The organism is Devosia sp. T2-14 (genome assembly GCF_055397495.1).
Genome location: NZ_AP027921.1, coordinates 735,053 through 750,857, shown reverse-complemented (window position 1 = coordinate 750,857; position 15,805 = coordinate 735,053). Strand labels below are relative to the sequence as shown.

Sequence of the window (15,805 nt, the reverse complement as noted above, 5' to 3'; positions counted from 1 at the left end):
GGAGTGAAATCATGGCCGTCCTGGTAACCGGAGGCGCGGGCTATATCGGCAGCCATATGGTGCTGAACCTGGCCGATGCCCATGAAAAGGTGGTTGTTCTCGACAATCTGGTGACCGGATTCGATTGGGCAATCGACGGCCGTGCGACCTTCGAAAGCGGCAATGCCGGCGATATCGATCTGGTCCGCCGCCTTATCGACAAGCACCAGATTAGCGAGATCGTGCACTTTGCCGGCTCCATCGTGGTGCCAGAATCGGTCACCGATCCGCTCAAATATTACGGCAACAACACCGCCACCTCGCGCAACCTGATCGAGGCGGCCGTGCTGGGTGGGGTCAAGCACTTCATCTTCTCGTCGACGGCGGCCGTCTACGGCATGACCGGGCTGGCGCCCGTGGTCGAGACCACGCCCCTCAATCCGATGTCGCCCTACGGCCGCTCCAAGCTGATGACCGAATGGATGCTGGCCGACGTGGCTGCCGCCCATCCGATGACCTATGGCGTGCTGCGCTATTTCAACGTTGCCGGTGCCGATCCCGGCAAGCGCAGTGGCCAGTCGACGCCGCTGGCCACCCATCTCATCAAGGTGGCGTGCCAGACCGCGCTCGGCCAGCGCGAGAAGATGGACATTTACGGCACCGACTACGAAACGCCCGATGGCACCTGCGTGCGCGACTATATCCACGTCACCGACCTGATCGCGGCGCATGCCCTGCTGCTCAAGCATCTGCGCAAGGGCGGCCAGAGCACCACGCTCAACTGCGCCTATGGCCAGGGCTATTCCGTGCGCCAGGTGGTCGAGACGGTGCGCGAAGTATCCGGCGTCAATTTCCGCGTCGAAGAAGGCCCGCGCCGCGCCGGCGATCCGGCCTCGATCACCGCAACCGGGGAAAAGGTGCGGAGCCTGCTCGGCTGGGTGCCCCAGCATGACGACCTGCGCGAGATCGTCGATTCCGCCTACAATTGGGAACGCCATCTGATGACGCGCAACCGCTAGGCATTCCAAACGCGATCGTCACCCTCGGGCCGGGCTTGAGGGTGACGGGCGATTGTAAATTCGGGTGGACTCGTCAGATGCGCATTCTGTCTTCATTGCTCGCCATCCTGCTGCTGCTCGTGGCCCCCGCCCATGCCCAGCCCGTCGAGAGCTTTGACAGTTTCATCGCCAATTTCCGCGCCAAGGCCCTGAACGCGGGCGTCAGCGCTGCCACCTATGACAATGCCATGGCGGGCCTCACGCCCGATCCGCGCGTGCCCGACCTCGTGGCGACGCAGCCCGAATTCACCACGCCGATGTGGGACTATATCGAGGGGCGCGTCACCTCCGGCCGCATCCAGCGCGGCAAAGCAGCCATGGAACGCAATACTGACCTATTCACCGCCGTCGGCCGCGCCTATGGGGTCGATCCCAACATTCTGGGCGCCATCTGGGGCATGGAAACCGATTACGGCGCGGTGCTGGGCAACGATAAGCTGATCCGCCCCATCGTGCGCTCGCTGGCCACCGTCGTGCATCAGCGCCGCACGCGGTTGGTTGAGGACGAGGCCGACCTGATCGCAGCGCTCCTCCTGGTCCAGCGCGGTCCGCTCGATGCCCGCGGCCTGGTGGGTTCGTGGGCGGGGGCAATCGGGCACCTGCAGGTCAATCCGAGCAATGTGATCGCCCATGGCACCGATGGCGACGGGGACGGGCGGGTCGACCTGCATAACTCGCTCGCCGACGCCCTGGCGACCAGTGCGCGCTTCCTGCTCGCACTGGGCTACCGGCCGGGCATCGACTGGGGCATGGAGGTGGTGGTGCCGGCTGGGTTCGATTACCTGCTGGCGAGCCGCACCGAGTTGCGGCCGATATCGTTCTTTGCCGAGCGCGGCATTACCCGCGTCGCCGGACGGCAGTTTGCCGACCTGCGCCTGCCGGTCTTTCTCTATGTCCCCGCCGGCAAGGACGGTCCGAAATTCCTGATGACGCAGAACTATCTGGCGCTCAAGGGCTACAATTTCTCCGATAGCTACGCCATGAGCGTCGCCCACATGGCCGACCGGCTGAAGGGCGGCGGCAGCTTCGTCGATGACTGGCCGCGCAACACCGCCTTCCCCAATCTCGCGCAGCGCAAGGCGATCCAGCAGGCGCTGGTGGCTCTGGGGCTCTATACGGGCGCCGTCGATGGCCGGATCGGCCCGATCAGCCAGGAGGCCTATGCACGGTTTCAGGCCGGGCGCGGCGAGGTCGCCGACGGCTTCATCACGCGGCAATCCTTCGAGGCGCTCAGCGCCGCGACGCAGTAACGTCGGGGGGAGGTCGTTGGCTTTATGAGGTCGGTTTTGCTAGGAGACGGGGGTAATTATCCCTTCCGCGGAAGCGCCATGGTCCGGTTCGTCGTTGCTCTGTTGGTCGGCATGCTCGTCTTGATCGACGTGGCGCCGGCCTTCGCCCAGAGCGAGCGTATCGTGGTGGCGCAGCAGGAGCGGCGCCGGACCCTGTTCGATCTCCTGTTTGGCGAGCCCGAGCCCACCCCGGCTCCGGTTCAGCAGCCCAGCCAACCGCGCAAGCAGGCTCCTGCCGCGAGCCTCCCGCCGCCCAAGCCGCAGGTCGCAAAGGCGCCCGACGCCACGCGCCTAGCGGTTTTCGGCGATTCCATGGCGATCGATCTCAGCCGCGCCCTGGAGCGCTTCTACGCCGAAGACCCCAATCTGGTGGTGATCAACCAGGGCGTCAGTTCCTCGGGCTTCGTGCGCGCCGATTTTTTTGACTGGGACAAGGCGATCACCGAGCAGATTGCCGCCGACAGTTTTGACCTGGCGGTTGTCATCATCGGCATCAACGACCGGCAGGAAATCACCGTCAACGGGCAGGCCCAGGCTTCCCTCACCGATCCCTGGAACACTGCTTATCAGGCCCGCATCAACAGCTTCCTCGGCAAGCTGCGGGCCGCGCGCAAGCCGGTCATCTGGGTGGGCTTGCCGCCGATGTCGCGCAGCGAATATTCGGCCGCCATCGCCAAGATCAGCAATATCCAGCGGCTGGCCGCCTTTTCCGGCGGCGCGGAATTTCTCGATGTCTACGAGCGGTTTCTCGGCGACGACGGCAAATACTCGTCCTACGGTCCTGATGTGAACGGACAGAACGCCCTGATGCGCAAGGATGACGGCATTCACTTCTCGGCCGCCGGTGCGGACAAGGTGGCTTTCTATCTCAGCCAGTCGATCTCGACCTTCTATCGGGCCGGGGGCATGACCATTGCCGTGGCCGATCCGCTGCTGGGCACCGACGCTGCGGCCATGCTGCGGCCGCCCTATCAGGGACTGGGGCAGATCAGGCTGCTTGAAGTGGCGGGCGCGGTCATTCCGATCAGCCGGGTGCCGGCGCGGGCCAGCGAGCTCATCACCGCGTCGAGTGCGCCGGTGCCGGCGGCCGGTTTCAGCCTCGAACAATTGGTCACGGCCCCGGTGGGGCGCGTCGATGCCTTTGGCGTCGGCGTCAGGCCGGGCGCCACCAAGATCGAGAATGCTGGTGGGCGTTAGTCGGTAAAGCGCACTGCGCCGATATAGGACAGGTTGCGGTTGCGCTGGGCATAGTCGATGCCATAGCCGACCACGAACTTGTCGGGAATGTCGAAGCCCACCCACTTGGCCTTCACGTCGGTTTCGCGACGGCTGGGCTTGTTGAGCAGCGCACACACTTCCATGCGGCGGGGATGGCGGGTCTCAAGGATTTCGAGCACGTGCTTGAGCGTGTAGCCGGTGTCGACAATGTCCTCCACCACCAGCACGTCGCGCCCGGCGATCTCGCCGCGCAAATCCTTGAGGATGCGCACTTCGCGACTCGACTCGGTGGAGTTGCCATAGGACGAGGCTTCGAGGAAATCGACCTCAACCGGCAGGTCGAGTTCGCGCACCAGGTCGGCGATGAAGATGAACGAGCCTCGCAGCAGGCCGACGACGACGAGTTTGTCGGTGTCGGAATAGTGCGTGGAGATCTCCTTGGCGAGGGCCTCGACGCGCGCGGCGATGGCCTTTGCAGAGATCAGTTCGTCAACGACATAGGGCTTTGCGGTCATGGTGGGTCCTGCCGGGTAACGGGAGGGGTTTTAGTCGCTTCGCGCCCAGCGGGCAACGGGGCAGGGTGGCACACCAGCTCCGATGCAATGGGACCCTTTATGCAACAGCCCTGCAGTCGTTTCCCTCCCCTGAAGGGGGAGGGACTGTCGGCGCCTGCGGGTCTACCTTGGCAAGTCCGTCTTGCCCATCAGGTCGAAGTCGATTGCCCTTGCGGCCTGGCGGCCTTCGCGGATGGCCCAGACCACCAGCGATTGCCCGCGCCGCATGTCACCGGCGGCATAAACGCCATCGACCGTGGTCTTGTAGCTCAGCGTGTCGGCGAAGAGATTGCCGCGCTTGTCGAGCTGGGCGCCCAGTTCGGTCAGCATGCCCTCGTGGATGGGGTGGGCGAAGCCGATGGCCAGCAGCACGAGGTCAGCCTTGATGATGAACTCGCTGCCCGGGATCGGCTGGCGCTTGCGATCCACCCGAGCGCATTCGACGCCGGTGACCTGTCCCTTGGCATTGCCGATGATGCGCATGGTCCCGGCGGCGAATTCGCGGATGGCGCCTTCGGCCTGGCTGGACGAGGTGCGCATCTTCACCGCCCAGTTGGGCCAGTTGGTCAGCTTGTTTTCCAGCTCGGGCGGCATGGGGCGCACGTCGAGCTGGGTCACGGCGATGGCGCCCTGGCGGAAGCTGGTGCCGACGCAGTCGCTGGCGGTATCGCCGCCGCCCACCACCACCACATGCTTGCCGGCAGCAGTCAGCTGGGCCTCACCCGAAACATCCTCGCCGCCGAGGCGACGGTTCTGCTGCACGAGGAAGGGCATGGCGAAACCCACGCCGTCCAGCCGGGTGCCTTCGGCATCGACATCGCGCGGCTTTTCCGAACCGCCGGAGAGCAGGATCGCATCATGCCGCGCCTTGATCTCGGCCAGGGGCGTGGTGACCCCGACATTGACGCCATAGTGGAAGGTGACGCCCTCGGCTTCCATCTGCTCGACGCGGAAGTCGATGTGGTCCTTCTCCATCTTGAAGTCAGGAATGCCATAGCGCATCAGCCCGCCGGCCTTGGGCTCGCGTTCATAGACATGCACGTCATGGCCGGCGCGGGCCAGCTGCTGGGCAGCGGCGAGTCCTGCCGGGCCAGAGCCGATAATGCCCACCGAGCGGCCGGTCTTGTTGAGATTGACCTGCGGCTTGATCCAGCCATTGCGGATGGCCTTGTCAGCAATCGCCTGCTCGACCGTCTTGATGGCGACCGGGCTGTCCTCGAGGTTCAGCGTGCAGGCTTCCTCGCAGGGTGCGGGGCAGATGCGGCCGGTAAACTCGGGGAAGTTGTTGGTGGAGTGCAGGTTCCGCGCCGCCTCTTCCCAGTCATTGTTGAACACCAGATCGTTCCAGTCGGGGATCTGGTTGTGCACGGGGCAGCCGGTATCGCCGTGGCAGAACGGAATGCCGCAATCCATGCAGCGTGCCGCCTGGTCCACCACCCGCGCTTCGGAAAGCGGGATGGTGAACTCGCCGAAGTGACGGATGCGATCGGATGCCGGTGCATAGCGCGGCTCTTCGCGCTCGATTTCGAGAAAGCCTGTGACCTTACCCATTTTGCTCTCCCTTACTCTGCAGCCATCTGGGCGCCCGAGGCGCGCTTCTTTTCCATCTCGCGGATGGCCCGGCGGTATTCGACCGGCATGATCTTCACGAATTTCGGCCGCATCTCGACCCAGTTGTCGAGAATGTGCCGGGCGCGCGTCGAGCCGGTATAGTGCAGGTGGTTGGAGATGAGCTGGTGCAGGCGTTCGTCGTCATGCTTGGTCATGTCGCCGGAGACGTCGACGCGGCCATGCCATTCCAGATCACCACCATGGTGATGAAGCTGCTGCATGAGCGTTTCTTCTTCTTCGACGGGTTCGAGATCGACCATGGCCAGGTTGCAGCGGTCGCGGAACGTGCCGTCTTCGTCGAGCACATAGGCGACGCCGCCGCTCATGCCGGCAGCAAAGTTGCGGCCGGTCTGGCCGATGACGACGACGACGCCACCGGTCATGTATTCGCAGCCATGATCGCCGGTGCCTTCGACGACAGCGACGGCGCCCGAATTGCGGACGGCGAAGCGTTCGCCGGCCACGCCACGGAAATAAGCCTCACCCTCGATGGCGCCATAGAGCACGGTATTGCCGACGATGATCGACTTTTCCGGCACGATGGTGGCCTTCTCCGATGGCCGCACCACGATGCGGCCGCCGCTGAGCCCCTTGCCGACATAATCATTGGCGTCGCCGATCACGTCGATCGAGACGCCGCGCGCCAGGAACGCACCAAAGGCCTGGCCGGCAGTGCCGTTCAGCGTGATGGCGATGGTGTCCTCGGGCAGGCCCTCATGACCATACTTGCGGGCAACGGCGCCCGACAACATGGCCCCGGCCGAGCGGTCGCGGCTGCGGATCGGCAGCTCGATCTGCACCGGGGTGCCATTGTCGAGCGCTGGCTGGGCCAGTTCGATCAGCTTGCGGTCGAGCACGTCCTCCAGGTGATGATCCTGCAGTTCCGAGTGATGGAGCGTATCGCCCCCGATCGCCTCGGGCTTGAAGATCAGCTTGCTGAGATCGACGCCTTCGCTCTTCCAGTGGTCCACCAGCTTCTTCTGGTCGAGCAGGTCCGAGCGGCCGATCAGTTCGACCAGCGTGCGGGCGCCCAACTCGGCCATGAGGCCGCGCAGTTCCTCGGCGATGAAGAAGAAGTAGTTGATGACGTGCTCGGGCGTGCCCTTGAAGCGCTTGCGCAGCACCGGGTCCTGGGTGGCAACGCCAACCGGGCAGGTGTTGAGGTGGCACTTGCGCATCATGATGCAGCCCGCCGCGATCAATGGCGCGGTGGAGAAGCCGAACTCGTCGGCGCCCAAAAGGGCCCCGATAAGCACGTCGCGGCCCGTCTTGAGACCGCCGTCGACCTGCAGCACGACGCGGCTGCGCAGGCGGTTCAGCACCAGCGTCTGATGGGTTTCGGCAAGGCCGATTTCCCACGGGCCGCCGGCATGCTTGAGCGAGGTCAGGGGCGAAGCGCCCGTGCCGCCGTCATAGCCGGAGACGGTGATGTGGTCGGCGCGCGCCTTGGCCACGCCGGCTGCAACCGTACCCACGCCGCCCTCGGACACCAGCTTGACCGAGATATCGGCCTGCTCATTGACGTTCTTGAGGTCGTAGATGAGCTGGGCGAGGTCTTCGATCGAATAGATGTCGTGGTGCGGCGGCGGGCTGATGAGGCCCACGCCGGGCGTCGAATGGCGCGTCTTTGCGACGATCCAGTCGACCTTGTGGCCGGGCAGCTGGCCGCCTTCGCCGGGCTTGGCGCCCTGCGCCACCTTGATCTGCAAGGCATCGGCATTGACCAGATACTCGGTGGTGACGCCGAAGCGGCCCGACGCGACCTGCTTGATGGCCGAACGGAGCGGGTTCTGGCTGCCATCGGGCAGGGGCTTGTAGCGATCGGGCTCTTCGCCGCCCTCACCGGTATTGGACTTGCCGCCGATCCGGTTCATGGCAACGGCGAGCGTGGTATGCGCCTCGCGGCTGATCGAGCCAAAGCTCATCGCGCCGGTGACGAAACGCCTGACGATCTCGCCGGCCGGCTCGACCTCGTCGAGGGGCACTGCAGCGCCCAGCGGGCTGATGTCGAGCAGGTGGCGGATGGCGATATAGCCGTTCTCGCCCGAATTCACCCGTGCCGCGAAGCTGTTGTAACGGTCCTGCGCGTTTTCCGGGCTTTCGTCCTTGAGGCGCACGGCGTGCTGCAGGTCGGCCACCACGTCGGGCGACCAGGCATGCTTTTCGCCGCGGATGCGATAGGCATATTCGCCGCCCACATCGAGCGTCTTGCGCAGCACGGCATCGTCGCCAAAGGCAAGGTCGTGACGCCTTACGGTTTCCTCGGAAACCTCCTTGAGGCCCACGCCCTCGATCGAGGTGGCGGTGCCGAAGAAGTAGCGGTCGACGAAGGCTTGCGACAGGCCCACGGCGTCAAAGATCTGCGCGCCGCAATAGGACTGGTAGGTGGAAATGCCCATCTTGGACATCACCTTGAGCAGGCCCTTACCCACGCTCTTGATGTAGCGGTAGACCACTTCATCGGCCGAGACTTCTTCGGGGTAGTTTCCCTCGGCATGCAGAGCCTGCAGCGTTTCGAAGGCCAGATAGGGGTTGATGGCCTCGGCGCCATAGCCGGCCAGCATCGCGAAATGGTGGATTTCGCGGGCTTCGCCGGTTTCCACCACCAGGCCCGTCGAGGTGCGCAGGCCCTTGCGGATCAGGTGGTGATGCACGGCGGCGAGCGCCAGCAGGGTCGGGATATCCAGCCGGTCGGCGGCAACCGCCCGGTCAGACAGCACGATGATGTTGTAGCCATCATGCACGGCCTGCTCGGCAGCAGCCGACAGCGCGTCGATGGCCGCTTCCATGCCTTCGGCGCCGTTGACCTTGGGATAGGTGATGTCGAGCGTGATCGAGCGGAACTTGTTGGTGTCCATCTCCCCGATCAACCGGATCTTCTGCAGGTCCTCATTGGTCAGGATCGGCTGGCGCACTTCGAGGCGCTTGACCGTGGATAGGCCCTCAAGATCGAACAGGTTCGGCCGCGGCCCGATGAAGGAAACCAGGCTCATCACCGACTCTTCGCGGATCGGATCGATCGGCGGGTTGGTGACCTGGGCGAAGTTCTGCTTGAAATAGGTATAGAGCAGCTTGTGCTTGTCCGAGAGCGCCGAGAGCGGCGTATCGGTGCCCATCGAGCCCACGGCTTCTTGGCCGGTGGTGGCCATGGGGGCCATCAGCAGCTTGATGTCTTCCTGGGTGTAGGCAAATGCCTGCATGCGGTCGAGCAGGCTTTCCGAGGTTTCGGTCTGGCGCGGGGCCACGGCCGGCAGGTCTTCCAGCACGATCTGGGTGCGGGCCAGCCAGTCGGCATAGGGATTGGCCGTTGCCAGCGTCGACTTGATCTCGTCGTCCGAGATGATGCGGCCTTGTTCGAGGTCGATCAGCAGCATGCGGCCGGGCTGCAGGCGCCAGCGTTCGACAATGTCCTCCTCGGGAATGTCGAGCACGCCCGATTCCGAGGCGAGCACAACGTGATCTTCCTTGGTGACGAGGTAACGGGCGGGGCGGAGGCCGTTGCGGTCGAGCGTTGCCACGACGTAGCGGCCGTCCGACAGGCTCATGGCGGCGGGGCCGTCCCACGGCTCCATCAGGGAGGCATGGTACTGGTAAAAGGCCCGGCGCTTTTCATCCATCAGCGGATTGCCGGCCCAGGCTTCGGGGATCAGCATCATGGCCGCGTGAGGCAGGGGATAGCCGCCGCGCACGAGGAATTCGAGCGCGTTGTCAAAGCAGGCGGTGTCGGACTGGCCCTCATAGGAAATGGGCCAGAGCTTGGAGATATCCTCGCCGAAATACTTCGAGTGCACCGAAGCCTGGCGCGCCGCCATCCAGTTGACGTTGCCACGGATGGTGTTGATCTCACCATTGTGGGTGGTCATGCGATATGGATGGGCCAGCTTCCAGCTCGGGAAGGTGTTGGTCGAAAAGCGCTGGTGCACCAGGGCAATGGCGCTTTCGAAATCGGGGTCCGACAGGTCCGGATAGAAGGCGCCGAGCTGGTAGGCCAGGAACATGCCCTTATAGACCAGCGTGCGCGCCGCCATCGACACGACATAGAAGCCGTTATCGGTGTTGCTCTCGGGCACGGTGTTATAGACCGTGTTGGAAATGACCTTGCGGGCGATCAGCAGCTTGCGCTCGAACTCATCGATAGTCAGGTCCGCCGGGCGTTCGACAACAATCTGCTCGATGATCGGCTGGGTGGCGATAACGCCGGCCGAGAGCTTGGAATTGTCGAAGGGCACGACGCGTTCGCCCAGGATTTTGAGGCCTTCGCTGGCAATGCAATGGCGCACCGCTTCCGCGCAACGATCGCGCAGGGCCGCGTCATTGGGATAGAACAGCATGGCCACGGCATAGTGGTGCTTTCCCGGCAGGGGGAAAGGCAGCACCTTGGCGAAGAAATTGTGGGGGGTCTGAACCAGGATGCCGGCGCCATCACCCATCAGGGGATCGGCGCCAACGGCTCCGCGATGTTCAAGGTTTTCAAGAATCTCCAGGCCCTTTTCGACCACTTCGTGGCTGGGCTTGTTCTTGATGTTGGCAATCATGCCGATGCCGCAGGCATCGTGTTCGTTTTTGGGGTCATACAATCCTTGCGCCGCCGGTCGTCCGTTTTGCGAACCGGCGGCTGGAGACCGTGTTGGAACTTGGCACGACCCTACCTGGCTGATGACCATCTGAACTTTCCTCAACTATCATGTGGCGGACGCACCGCCGGTTTGACCACACCGGCAGAAGCCGGCCCGAATTTGCGGACACATCGCGATGCCGGGTCGTACGGGGTACGGCGCGGCCTCACTGACAATGTGTATTCCGTGGGGAGCGGCGCTGCATCCAAATGGCCGCTCAATTCGGGCTTAGGTGATAGTCCATCCATTGACGCCTGCCTGCCAGCGAAGGGGTCTTGCCGTCCGGTGTTGCGCCATAGTGTACGCCGCGCGCCGGTTCAGGCAAACCTCTGCTTTGGGCTGGCCCGAACGGATGTTCGACCCACCTCGTTAGCCCCGCCTGTCCGTTTCCGCTAACGTGTAGCGGTCCAGCCGGACCAGCGTGCGCGCTGGCCGGGGAGACCGGGGCGACGCATAGTTAGGACAGGCTTGCTGCCCTATCTCGATGACATTTGCACAGTTCCAAACCGCGATCAAGCGGCTTTGTAGGGGTTGCAGGCAAATGAATAGGACTTTGCAGTTTTTGCTGTAGGATAGCATAGGAATTAGGCAAAATGCCGCCTAATTCTTGTGCGTATTGGCGCGAAAATGAGCGAATGCAGGACTTTCCGATAAAGTCCTATTCGAGATGGGACTTGATGAACCACAGGTCCTTGTCGAGCTCGCGCGAAAAGGCGGTCAGGATGTCGGCGGCATCGGCATCGCCGGCTTCATCGGTCGCATCGATATCCTCGCGCACCTGGTTGGCCAGCGCCGCATAGCGCTCGGCGAGTGCGGCGAGGTGGTCCGTGGTCTTGCGGATATCGGTGGGATAGGCCGCCAGCTGGCTTTGCTTGGCAACCACCTGGCTGGTGCCCAGCGCAATGCCATCCAGCTGCGCCACGCGCTCGGCAATGGTGTCGACATGCTCGTCAATCGCCGCCCGCATCGGGTCGAGCATTTCATGCACGGCGATGAAATTGGGCCCCTTGAGGTTCCAGTGGACCTGCTTGGTGATCAGCGCCAGGTCGATGGCATCGGCCAGCCGGGCATTGAGAATGTCGATCACCGCCGATTTGGCATTGGCCTTGAGGGCAATGGATGGGGTCTTCATGTGAGCACTCCTGACGGTGGTGGGGATTGTCCCCCATCAACCGGCGTCCCGCCCAGAAGTTCCCGCATGCCTGCTCTATCTCTCCACCCCCACAGTCGCTGCCCGCGGACTTGATCCGCGGGCCGCCCTCAACACGGCAGAAGCGGCGAGCGACCCGCGGATCAAGTCCGCGGGCAGCGATTGTGCGTGGTGCAATTGTCGTGCCCCCGTCTCGCCAAACCACCGGCCCGTCCCGCCCCCTTCAGGGGGAGGTTAGGAGGGGGTGTTGGAAGCCCCGATATCGAGGCCAACCCACCCCCACCCTTGATCCCTCTCCAAAAGGGGGAGGGAGACGACTGCTTGTGTGGTGCCTCCATACCCACCCACAGTCGCTGCCCGCGGACTTGATCCGCGGGCCACTCTCCGTCCGGCAAAAATGCCCGCGAGCCCCCCAAAACCAAAAAAGGCGCAGTTCCTGAGAACTGCGCCCTTCATCGTCACCAGGGGAGGAGTGACTTAGTTGACCGAGTTATCCTCGATCGAGGGGGTGTTGCCGCCACTGATCTGGATGGTGCGCGGCTTCTTGCTCTCGGGCAGTTCGCGCTTCAGTTCCAGATGGAGCAGGCCGTTCTCGAGCGAAGCACCGTGCACCTCGACATAGTCGGCGAGCTGGAAGCGCAGCTCGAAAGCGCGCTCGGCAATGCCGCGATGGAGGAATTCACGGGCCTTGTCGGAGGCCTCGGCAGGCTTGGCACCCTTCACGACCAGGCTGTTCTCCTTGGTCTCGATGGCGATGTCGCCATTGGAGAAACCGGCTACGGCAATCGAGATGCGGTAGGCGTCTTCGCCGGTGCGCTCGATATTGTAGGGAGGATAGGTCTTGGCTTCCTGACCGACCAGGTTGTCCAGGCGGTTGAAGACGCGGTCAAAGCCGACGGTGGAGCGATAGAAGGGGGAAAAATCGATGGTCTGCATAGTCACATTCTCCGTAAAGCAACGTGGATATCCCGGTCTCCGCAAGTGCTCCCAGCATTAGGCGAGCAGGTGATCCGAAGGTCGGGGTTCCCGGACAAACCCGGCGAACGATTGAAATATGGGAGGGGTTTTCGCGGGTTCAAGACCCCGAGGAGGGATTGAATCCTGAACCGAAAATGAACGGTTCCTTCCGCTTCAATTCAGGGGGCGAGGGCTAGAAAGGGGCATGTGCTGAGGGACACCTGGCACTGCCAAGCGGCCCATCACCCGCCCCCCGCATGGGTCGCCAACAGGAAGCCGGTATCTCATCCCGAGATGCCGGCTTTCCCGCTTTCGCGCAGCGATAGGCCGCGTTTTGCCGTCATGCCCCGATGTTTGCGCGGCGTGGATAGTCGGTTAGATTGGCGCTCCCGCAGCCGCCACAAGGGGCCATGATGAACGCCGTTGATCCCGCCGGGCCGAGCCTTGCCAATGTGCCCTCCAATCCGGTGCCCGAGGGCGCCCGGGTGGGTTATTTCACCACCAGCGACAAGGTGCGGCTGCGCTATGCGCTGTGGCCCAAGGGGGAGGGCGCGGCGCGGGGCACGATCTGCCTCGTCCAGGGGCGCACCGAATTCATCGAGAAATATTTCGAGACCATCCAGGATTTCCGCAAGCGCGGCTTTGCCGTGGCGACCTTCGACTGGCGCGGGCAGGGCGGTTCCGACCGGCTGATCGGCAATCGCAAGCTGGGCTATGTCGACCAGTTCGACGATTATTTCACCGACCTCAAGAGCTTTCACGGCGAGATCCTGCTGCCCGACAGCCGGCCTCCCTATTACCTGGTCGGCCATTCCATGGGAGGCCTGGTCAGCATCAATGCAGCGGTCAAGGACCGGCTGATGTTTGACCGCATCTTCCTCAGCTCGCCCATGGTATCGCTGCCGGGATTGCCGCTGTCGATGCGCGGCATGGCGCGGGCGACCGCCGTTGCGAGTTTTCTCGGCCTTGGACGCCTGCCGGTGGGGCGCAGCGCCGACAAGCCCCTGTCGGAAATGGACTTTGCCGGCAACGCGCTGACCTCCGACGCCCCGCGTTTCATGCGCATGGTGGATGTGATCAAGGCGCGGCCTGATCTCGAAATTGGTCAGCCCACTTTGCGCTGGCTGGCGGCGGCGACCAGCGCCATGGCCGACGCGGCCGACGAGCGCTTTCCCGCCCAGATCAAGATTCCCATGCTGATCCTGGCGGCGGCGCGCGACGAGGTGGTGGCGACCTCAGCCACCGAGCAGCTGGGCCTGCGCCTGCGCACCGGCCGGCACATGGTGGTGCCCGGCGCCCGGCACGAGCTCTTCGTCGAAAACGACGCCATCCGCGGCCAGGTCTTTGCGGCCTTCGACGCGTTTATCACCAACCAGAGCAGCTAGCGGTTGGGACTGGGTGGACGAGGCCGTAGGCCCCGGTCCCTTAATGCGCGTTGATCAGTTCCAGCGCCTTGTCCAGCAGCTCCTGGCTGGCGGCGGCGACCACGTTGCCGCCCTTGGTCGGTTCGCTCCCGTCCCAGCAGGCAATAGCGCCACCGGCTTCGCGGATGATCGGCACCAGCGCGGCAATGTCATAGGTGTTGAGCGAGGGCTCGACGACCAGGTCGGCATGGCCGGCTGCCAGCAGCGCATAGCCGTAGCAATCCATGCCATAGCGCTGCAGGCGCGTGGCCCGCACGATAGCATCCCATTTCGGCTGCAGCGCCGGCGCTGCAAAGAGGCTCGGCGTCGTGGTGAAGACCCGGCACGGCGCCAGTTCGGTCTGCCCGCTGGTGCGGATCGCGGTGGTGCTCCCGTTGCGCGCATAGCTCGCGCGGCCGGGCATGCCCAGAAAGGTTTCCCCGATAAACGGCTGGCTCATCACCCCGGCAATGGCCACGCCCTCATGGGCAAAGCCGATCAGCGTGCCCCAGACCGGCGCGCCGGAGATGAAGGCGCGGGTGCCGTCCACCGGGTCGATGATCCAGGTATAGGGGCTGTCGCCGCTGCTGCCCCATTCCTCGCCAATGATGGCATGGTCGGGAAAATGCTCGGCAATTACCGCGCGGATGGCGGTTTCGGCGCCGCGGTCGGCCTCGGTTACCGGGTCGAACCCGGCTTCGAGCTTGTTGTCGATGCCCAGGCTGGTGCGGAACAGGGGCAGGGTGCGCGTCGCGGCGGCGTCGGCTGCGGCAAGCAGGGTGGCTTCGACTTTGGCAAGATCAAGTGTCACGGGGCACTCCTTGTGGCAGGCGCGGCCTTGTTCCCGCGGTGGCGGGACTGGCGCCGATGGTCATTGTGGAATTGCGGATTACTCCGCCGCGGCCTTTTCGGTCATCGGCTGGCTGCCGGCGAGGGCCACCAGGTCAAGTCCGATCAGCGCGAAGGTCAGCCGCTCGATGATGGCGCGCACGGCCTCGAAGCCGTCATGGCGGTTGAGCGTCACCTCGTTCATGTAGAGGTGGCGGCTGATTTCGATCTGGATGGCATGCACGCCATGCTGCGGGCGGCCATAGGTGCGGGTCACGAAGCCCCCGGCATAGGGGCGGTTGCGGGCCACTTTCAGTCCCGCGCTGGTGAAGATGGTTTCCACCAGGTCCACCAGCACCGGCGCGCAGGTGGTGCCATAGCGGTCGCCCAGCACGATATCGGGGGCCGCCTTGTCATTTGAGCGGGTGATGCGCGGCATCGAGTGGCAATCCACCAGCAGCGCCACGCCGAAGGCCCCCAGTGCTTCGCTGAGCAGCTTCTGCAACGCCGCGTGATAGGGGTGGTAGATGCCCTCGATGCGCATTCGCGCATCGTCCAGCGTCAGCCGGTCGCGATAGATCGGCTTGTTCTCGGCCACCACGCGGGCCAGCGTGCCCAGCCCGGCCGCCACGCGCGGCGAAGTGGTGTTGAACCGCTCCGACAGCGGCTCGTCGAACATGGTGGGATCGAGCTCCCAGGGCTCGCGGTTGACGTCGAGATAGGCGCGCGGGAAATGCGCGCGCAGCATCGGGGCGCCCAGATGAGGCGCGCGCTCGAACAGCTCGTCGACAAAGGCATCTTCCGATTGCCGGATCGAGAGGTGATCGAGCCGCGTCATGGCCAGGAACCGTTCGGGATAGACCCTGCCGGAATGGGCAGAGTTGAACACCACGGGCGCGACCAGCCGGCGGGGCCGGATGGTTTCGAATGCCGATCGATCCCAATAGTCGGACCGCACGATGTCTCCCCGGATCAGGCGGGCCGCCCGTTGCGGCCATTGATTTGCACAGCGATTGTCGCCGTTTGCGCCCTTGTTGTCCAGATTGCCGCAAAATAGCCAAGGGGAAACCGCTAGCTGTTGCAGAAGCGCAAAGTTAGCTTAAACATCGCGCGATACAGTGCGACTCACGGCGCGCCGGCAG

Annotated in this window: 11 protein-coding genes; 4 read left to right on the top strand and 7 right to left on the bottom strand. The window is 64.0% G+C overall.

Translation table 11 applies throughout. The annotated features are described in order from the left end of the window. Window positions 1-11 precede the first annotated feature (11 nt). The 3 genes from galE to ACZ5WT_RS03615 all read left to right on the top strand — a co-directional run bounded on the left by galE (window position 12) and on the right by ACZ5WT_RS03615 (window position 3,523). A complete protein-coding gene (galE, locus tag ACZ5WT_RS03625) occupies window positions 12-998 on the top strand; it encodes a UDP-glucose 4-epimerase GalE (RefSeq protein ID WP_464286027.1) in 987 nt (328 codons plus the stop codon). 77 nt (window positions 999-1,075) lie between these two features. Then, entirely contained in the window at window positions 1,076-2,287 is a 1,212-nt protein-coding gene (locus ACZ5WT_RS03620; RefSeq protein ID WP_464286026.1) for a lytic murein transglycosylase, read from the top strand. A 78-nt stretch (window positions 2,288-2,365) separates the two neighbouring features. Next, a complete protein-coding gene (locus tag ACZ5WT_RS03615) occupies window positions 2,366-3,523 on the top strand; it encodes an SGNH/GDSL hydrolase family protein (protein ID WP_464286025.1) in 1,158 nt (385 codons plus the stop codon). Here the strand turns inward: ACZ5WT_RS03615 and hpt are convergent. The 5 genes from hpt to ACZ5WT_RS03590 form a co-directional block, all read right to left on the bottom strand. Then, on the bottom strand, window positions 3,520-4,059 hold the full coding sequence (hpt, locus tag ACZ5WT_RS03610) for a hypoxanthine phosphoribosyltransferase (RefSeq protein WP_464286024.1): 540 nt from the start codon (window positions 4,057-4,059) through the stop codon (window positions 3,520-3,522). The genes ACZ5WT_RS03615 and hpt overlap by 4 nt on opposite strands. 162 nt (window positions 4,060-4,221) lie before the next feature. After that, a complete protein-coding gene (locus ACZ5WT_RS03605; protein WP_464286023.1) occupies window positions 4,222-5,649 on the bottom strand; it encodes a glutamate synthase subunit beta in 1,428 nt (475 codons plus the stop codon). 11 nt (window positions 5,650-5,660) lie between these two features. Then, window positions 5,661-10,373, bottom strand: coding sequence for a glutamate synthase large subunit (gene gltB / locus ACZ5WT_RS03600; protein WP_464286022.1), 4,713 nt, complete (start codon window positions 10,371-10,373; stop codon window positions 5,661-5,663). Between the two features lie 610 nt (window positions 10,374-10,983). Beyond that, window positions 10,984-11,457: a DNA starvation/stationary phase protection protein Dps gene (gene dps, locus ACZ5WT_RS03595; protein WP_464286021.1), complete on the bottom strand. Its 474-nt coding sequence runs from the start codon at window positions 11,455-11,457 to the stop codon at window positions 10,984-10,986. Between the two features lie 495 nt (window positions 11,458-11,952). After that, window positions 11,953-12,411, bottom strand: coding sequence for an Hsp20 family protein (locus tag ACZ5WT_RS03590; protein WP_464286020.1), 459 nt, complete (start codon window positions 12,409-12,411; stop codon window positions 11,953-11,955). Between the two features lie 431 nt (window positions 12,412-12,842). On the opposite strand from ACZ5WT_RS03590, the gene ACZ5WT_RS03585 reads away from it, so the two are divergent. Further along, entirely contained in the window at window positions 12,843-13,817 is a 975-nt protein-coding gene (locus ACZ5WT_RS03585; protein ID WP_464286019.1) for an alpha/beta hydrolase, read from the top strand. Window positions 13,818-13,857: 40 nt separating this feature from the next. Here ACZ5WT_RS03585 and hisN read toward each other — a convergent pair whose 3' ends face one another. Next, window positions 13,858-14,646, bottom strand: coding sequence for a histidinol-phosphatase (gene hisN, locus ACZ5WT_RS03580; RefSeq protein WP_464286018.1), 789 nt, complete (start codon window positions 14,644-14,646; stop codon window positions 13,858-13,860). A gap of 78 nt (window positions 14,647-14,724) precedes the next feature. Continuing rightward, window positions 14,725-15,621: an N-formylglutamate amidohydrolase gene (locus ACZ5WT_RS03575; RefSeq protein ID WP_464286017.1), complete on the bottom strand. Its 897-nt coding sequence runs from the start codon at window positions 15,619-15,621 to the stop codon at window positions 14,725-14,727. Window positions 15,622-15,805: the final 184 nt, after the last annotated feature.

Coding starts and splice junctions, on each gene's coding strand:
- galE (WP_464286027.1), top strand. CDS start 12: ATGGCCGTCCTGGTAACCGGAGGCGCGGGCTATATCGGCAGCCATATG.
- ACZ5WT_RS03585 (WP_464286019.1), top strand. CDS start 12,843: ATGATGAACGCCGTTGATCCCGCCGGGCCGAGCCTTGCCAATGTGCCC.
- dps (WP_464286021.1), bottom strand. CDS start 11,457: ATGAAGACCCCATCCATTGCCCTCAAGGCCAATGCCAAATCGGCGGTG.
- ACZ5WT_RS03605 (WP_464286023.1), bottom strand. CDS start 5,649: ATGGGTAAGGTCACAGGCTTTCTCGAAATCGAGCGCGAAGAGCCGCGC.
- gltB (WP_464286022.1), bottom strand. CDS start 10,373: ATGGTCATCAGCCAGGTAGGGTCGTGCCAAGTTCCAACACGGTCTCCA.
- ACZ5WT_RS03620 (WP_464286026.1), top strand. CDS start 1,076: ATGCGCATTCTGTCTTCATTGCTCGCCATCCTGCTGCTGCTCGTGGCC.
- hpt (WP_464286024.1), bottom strand. CDS start 4,059: ATGACCGCAAAGCCCTATGTCGTTGACGAACTGATCTCTGCAAAGGCC.
- ACZ5WT_RS03615 (WP_464286025.1), top strand. CDS start 2,366: ATGGTCCGGTTCGTCGTTGCTCTGTTGGTCGGCATGCTCGTCTTGATC.
- ACZ5WT_RS03590 (WP_464286020.1), bottom strand. CDS start 12,411: ATGCAGACCATCGATTTTTCCCCCTTCTATCGCTCCACCGTCGGCTTT.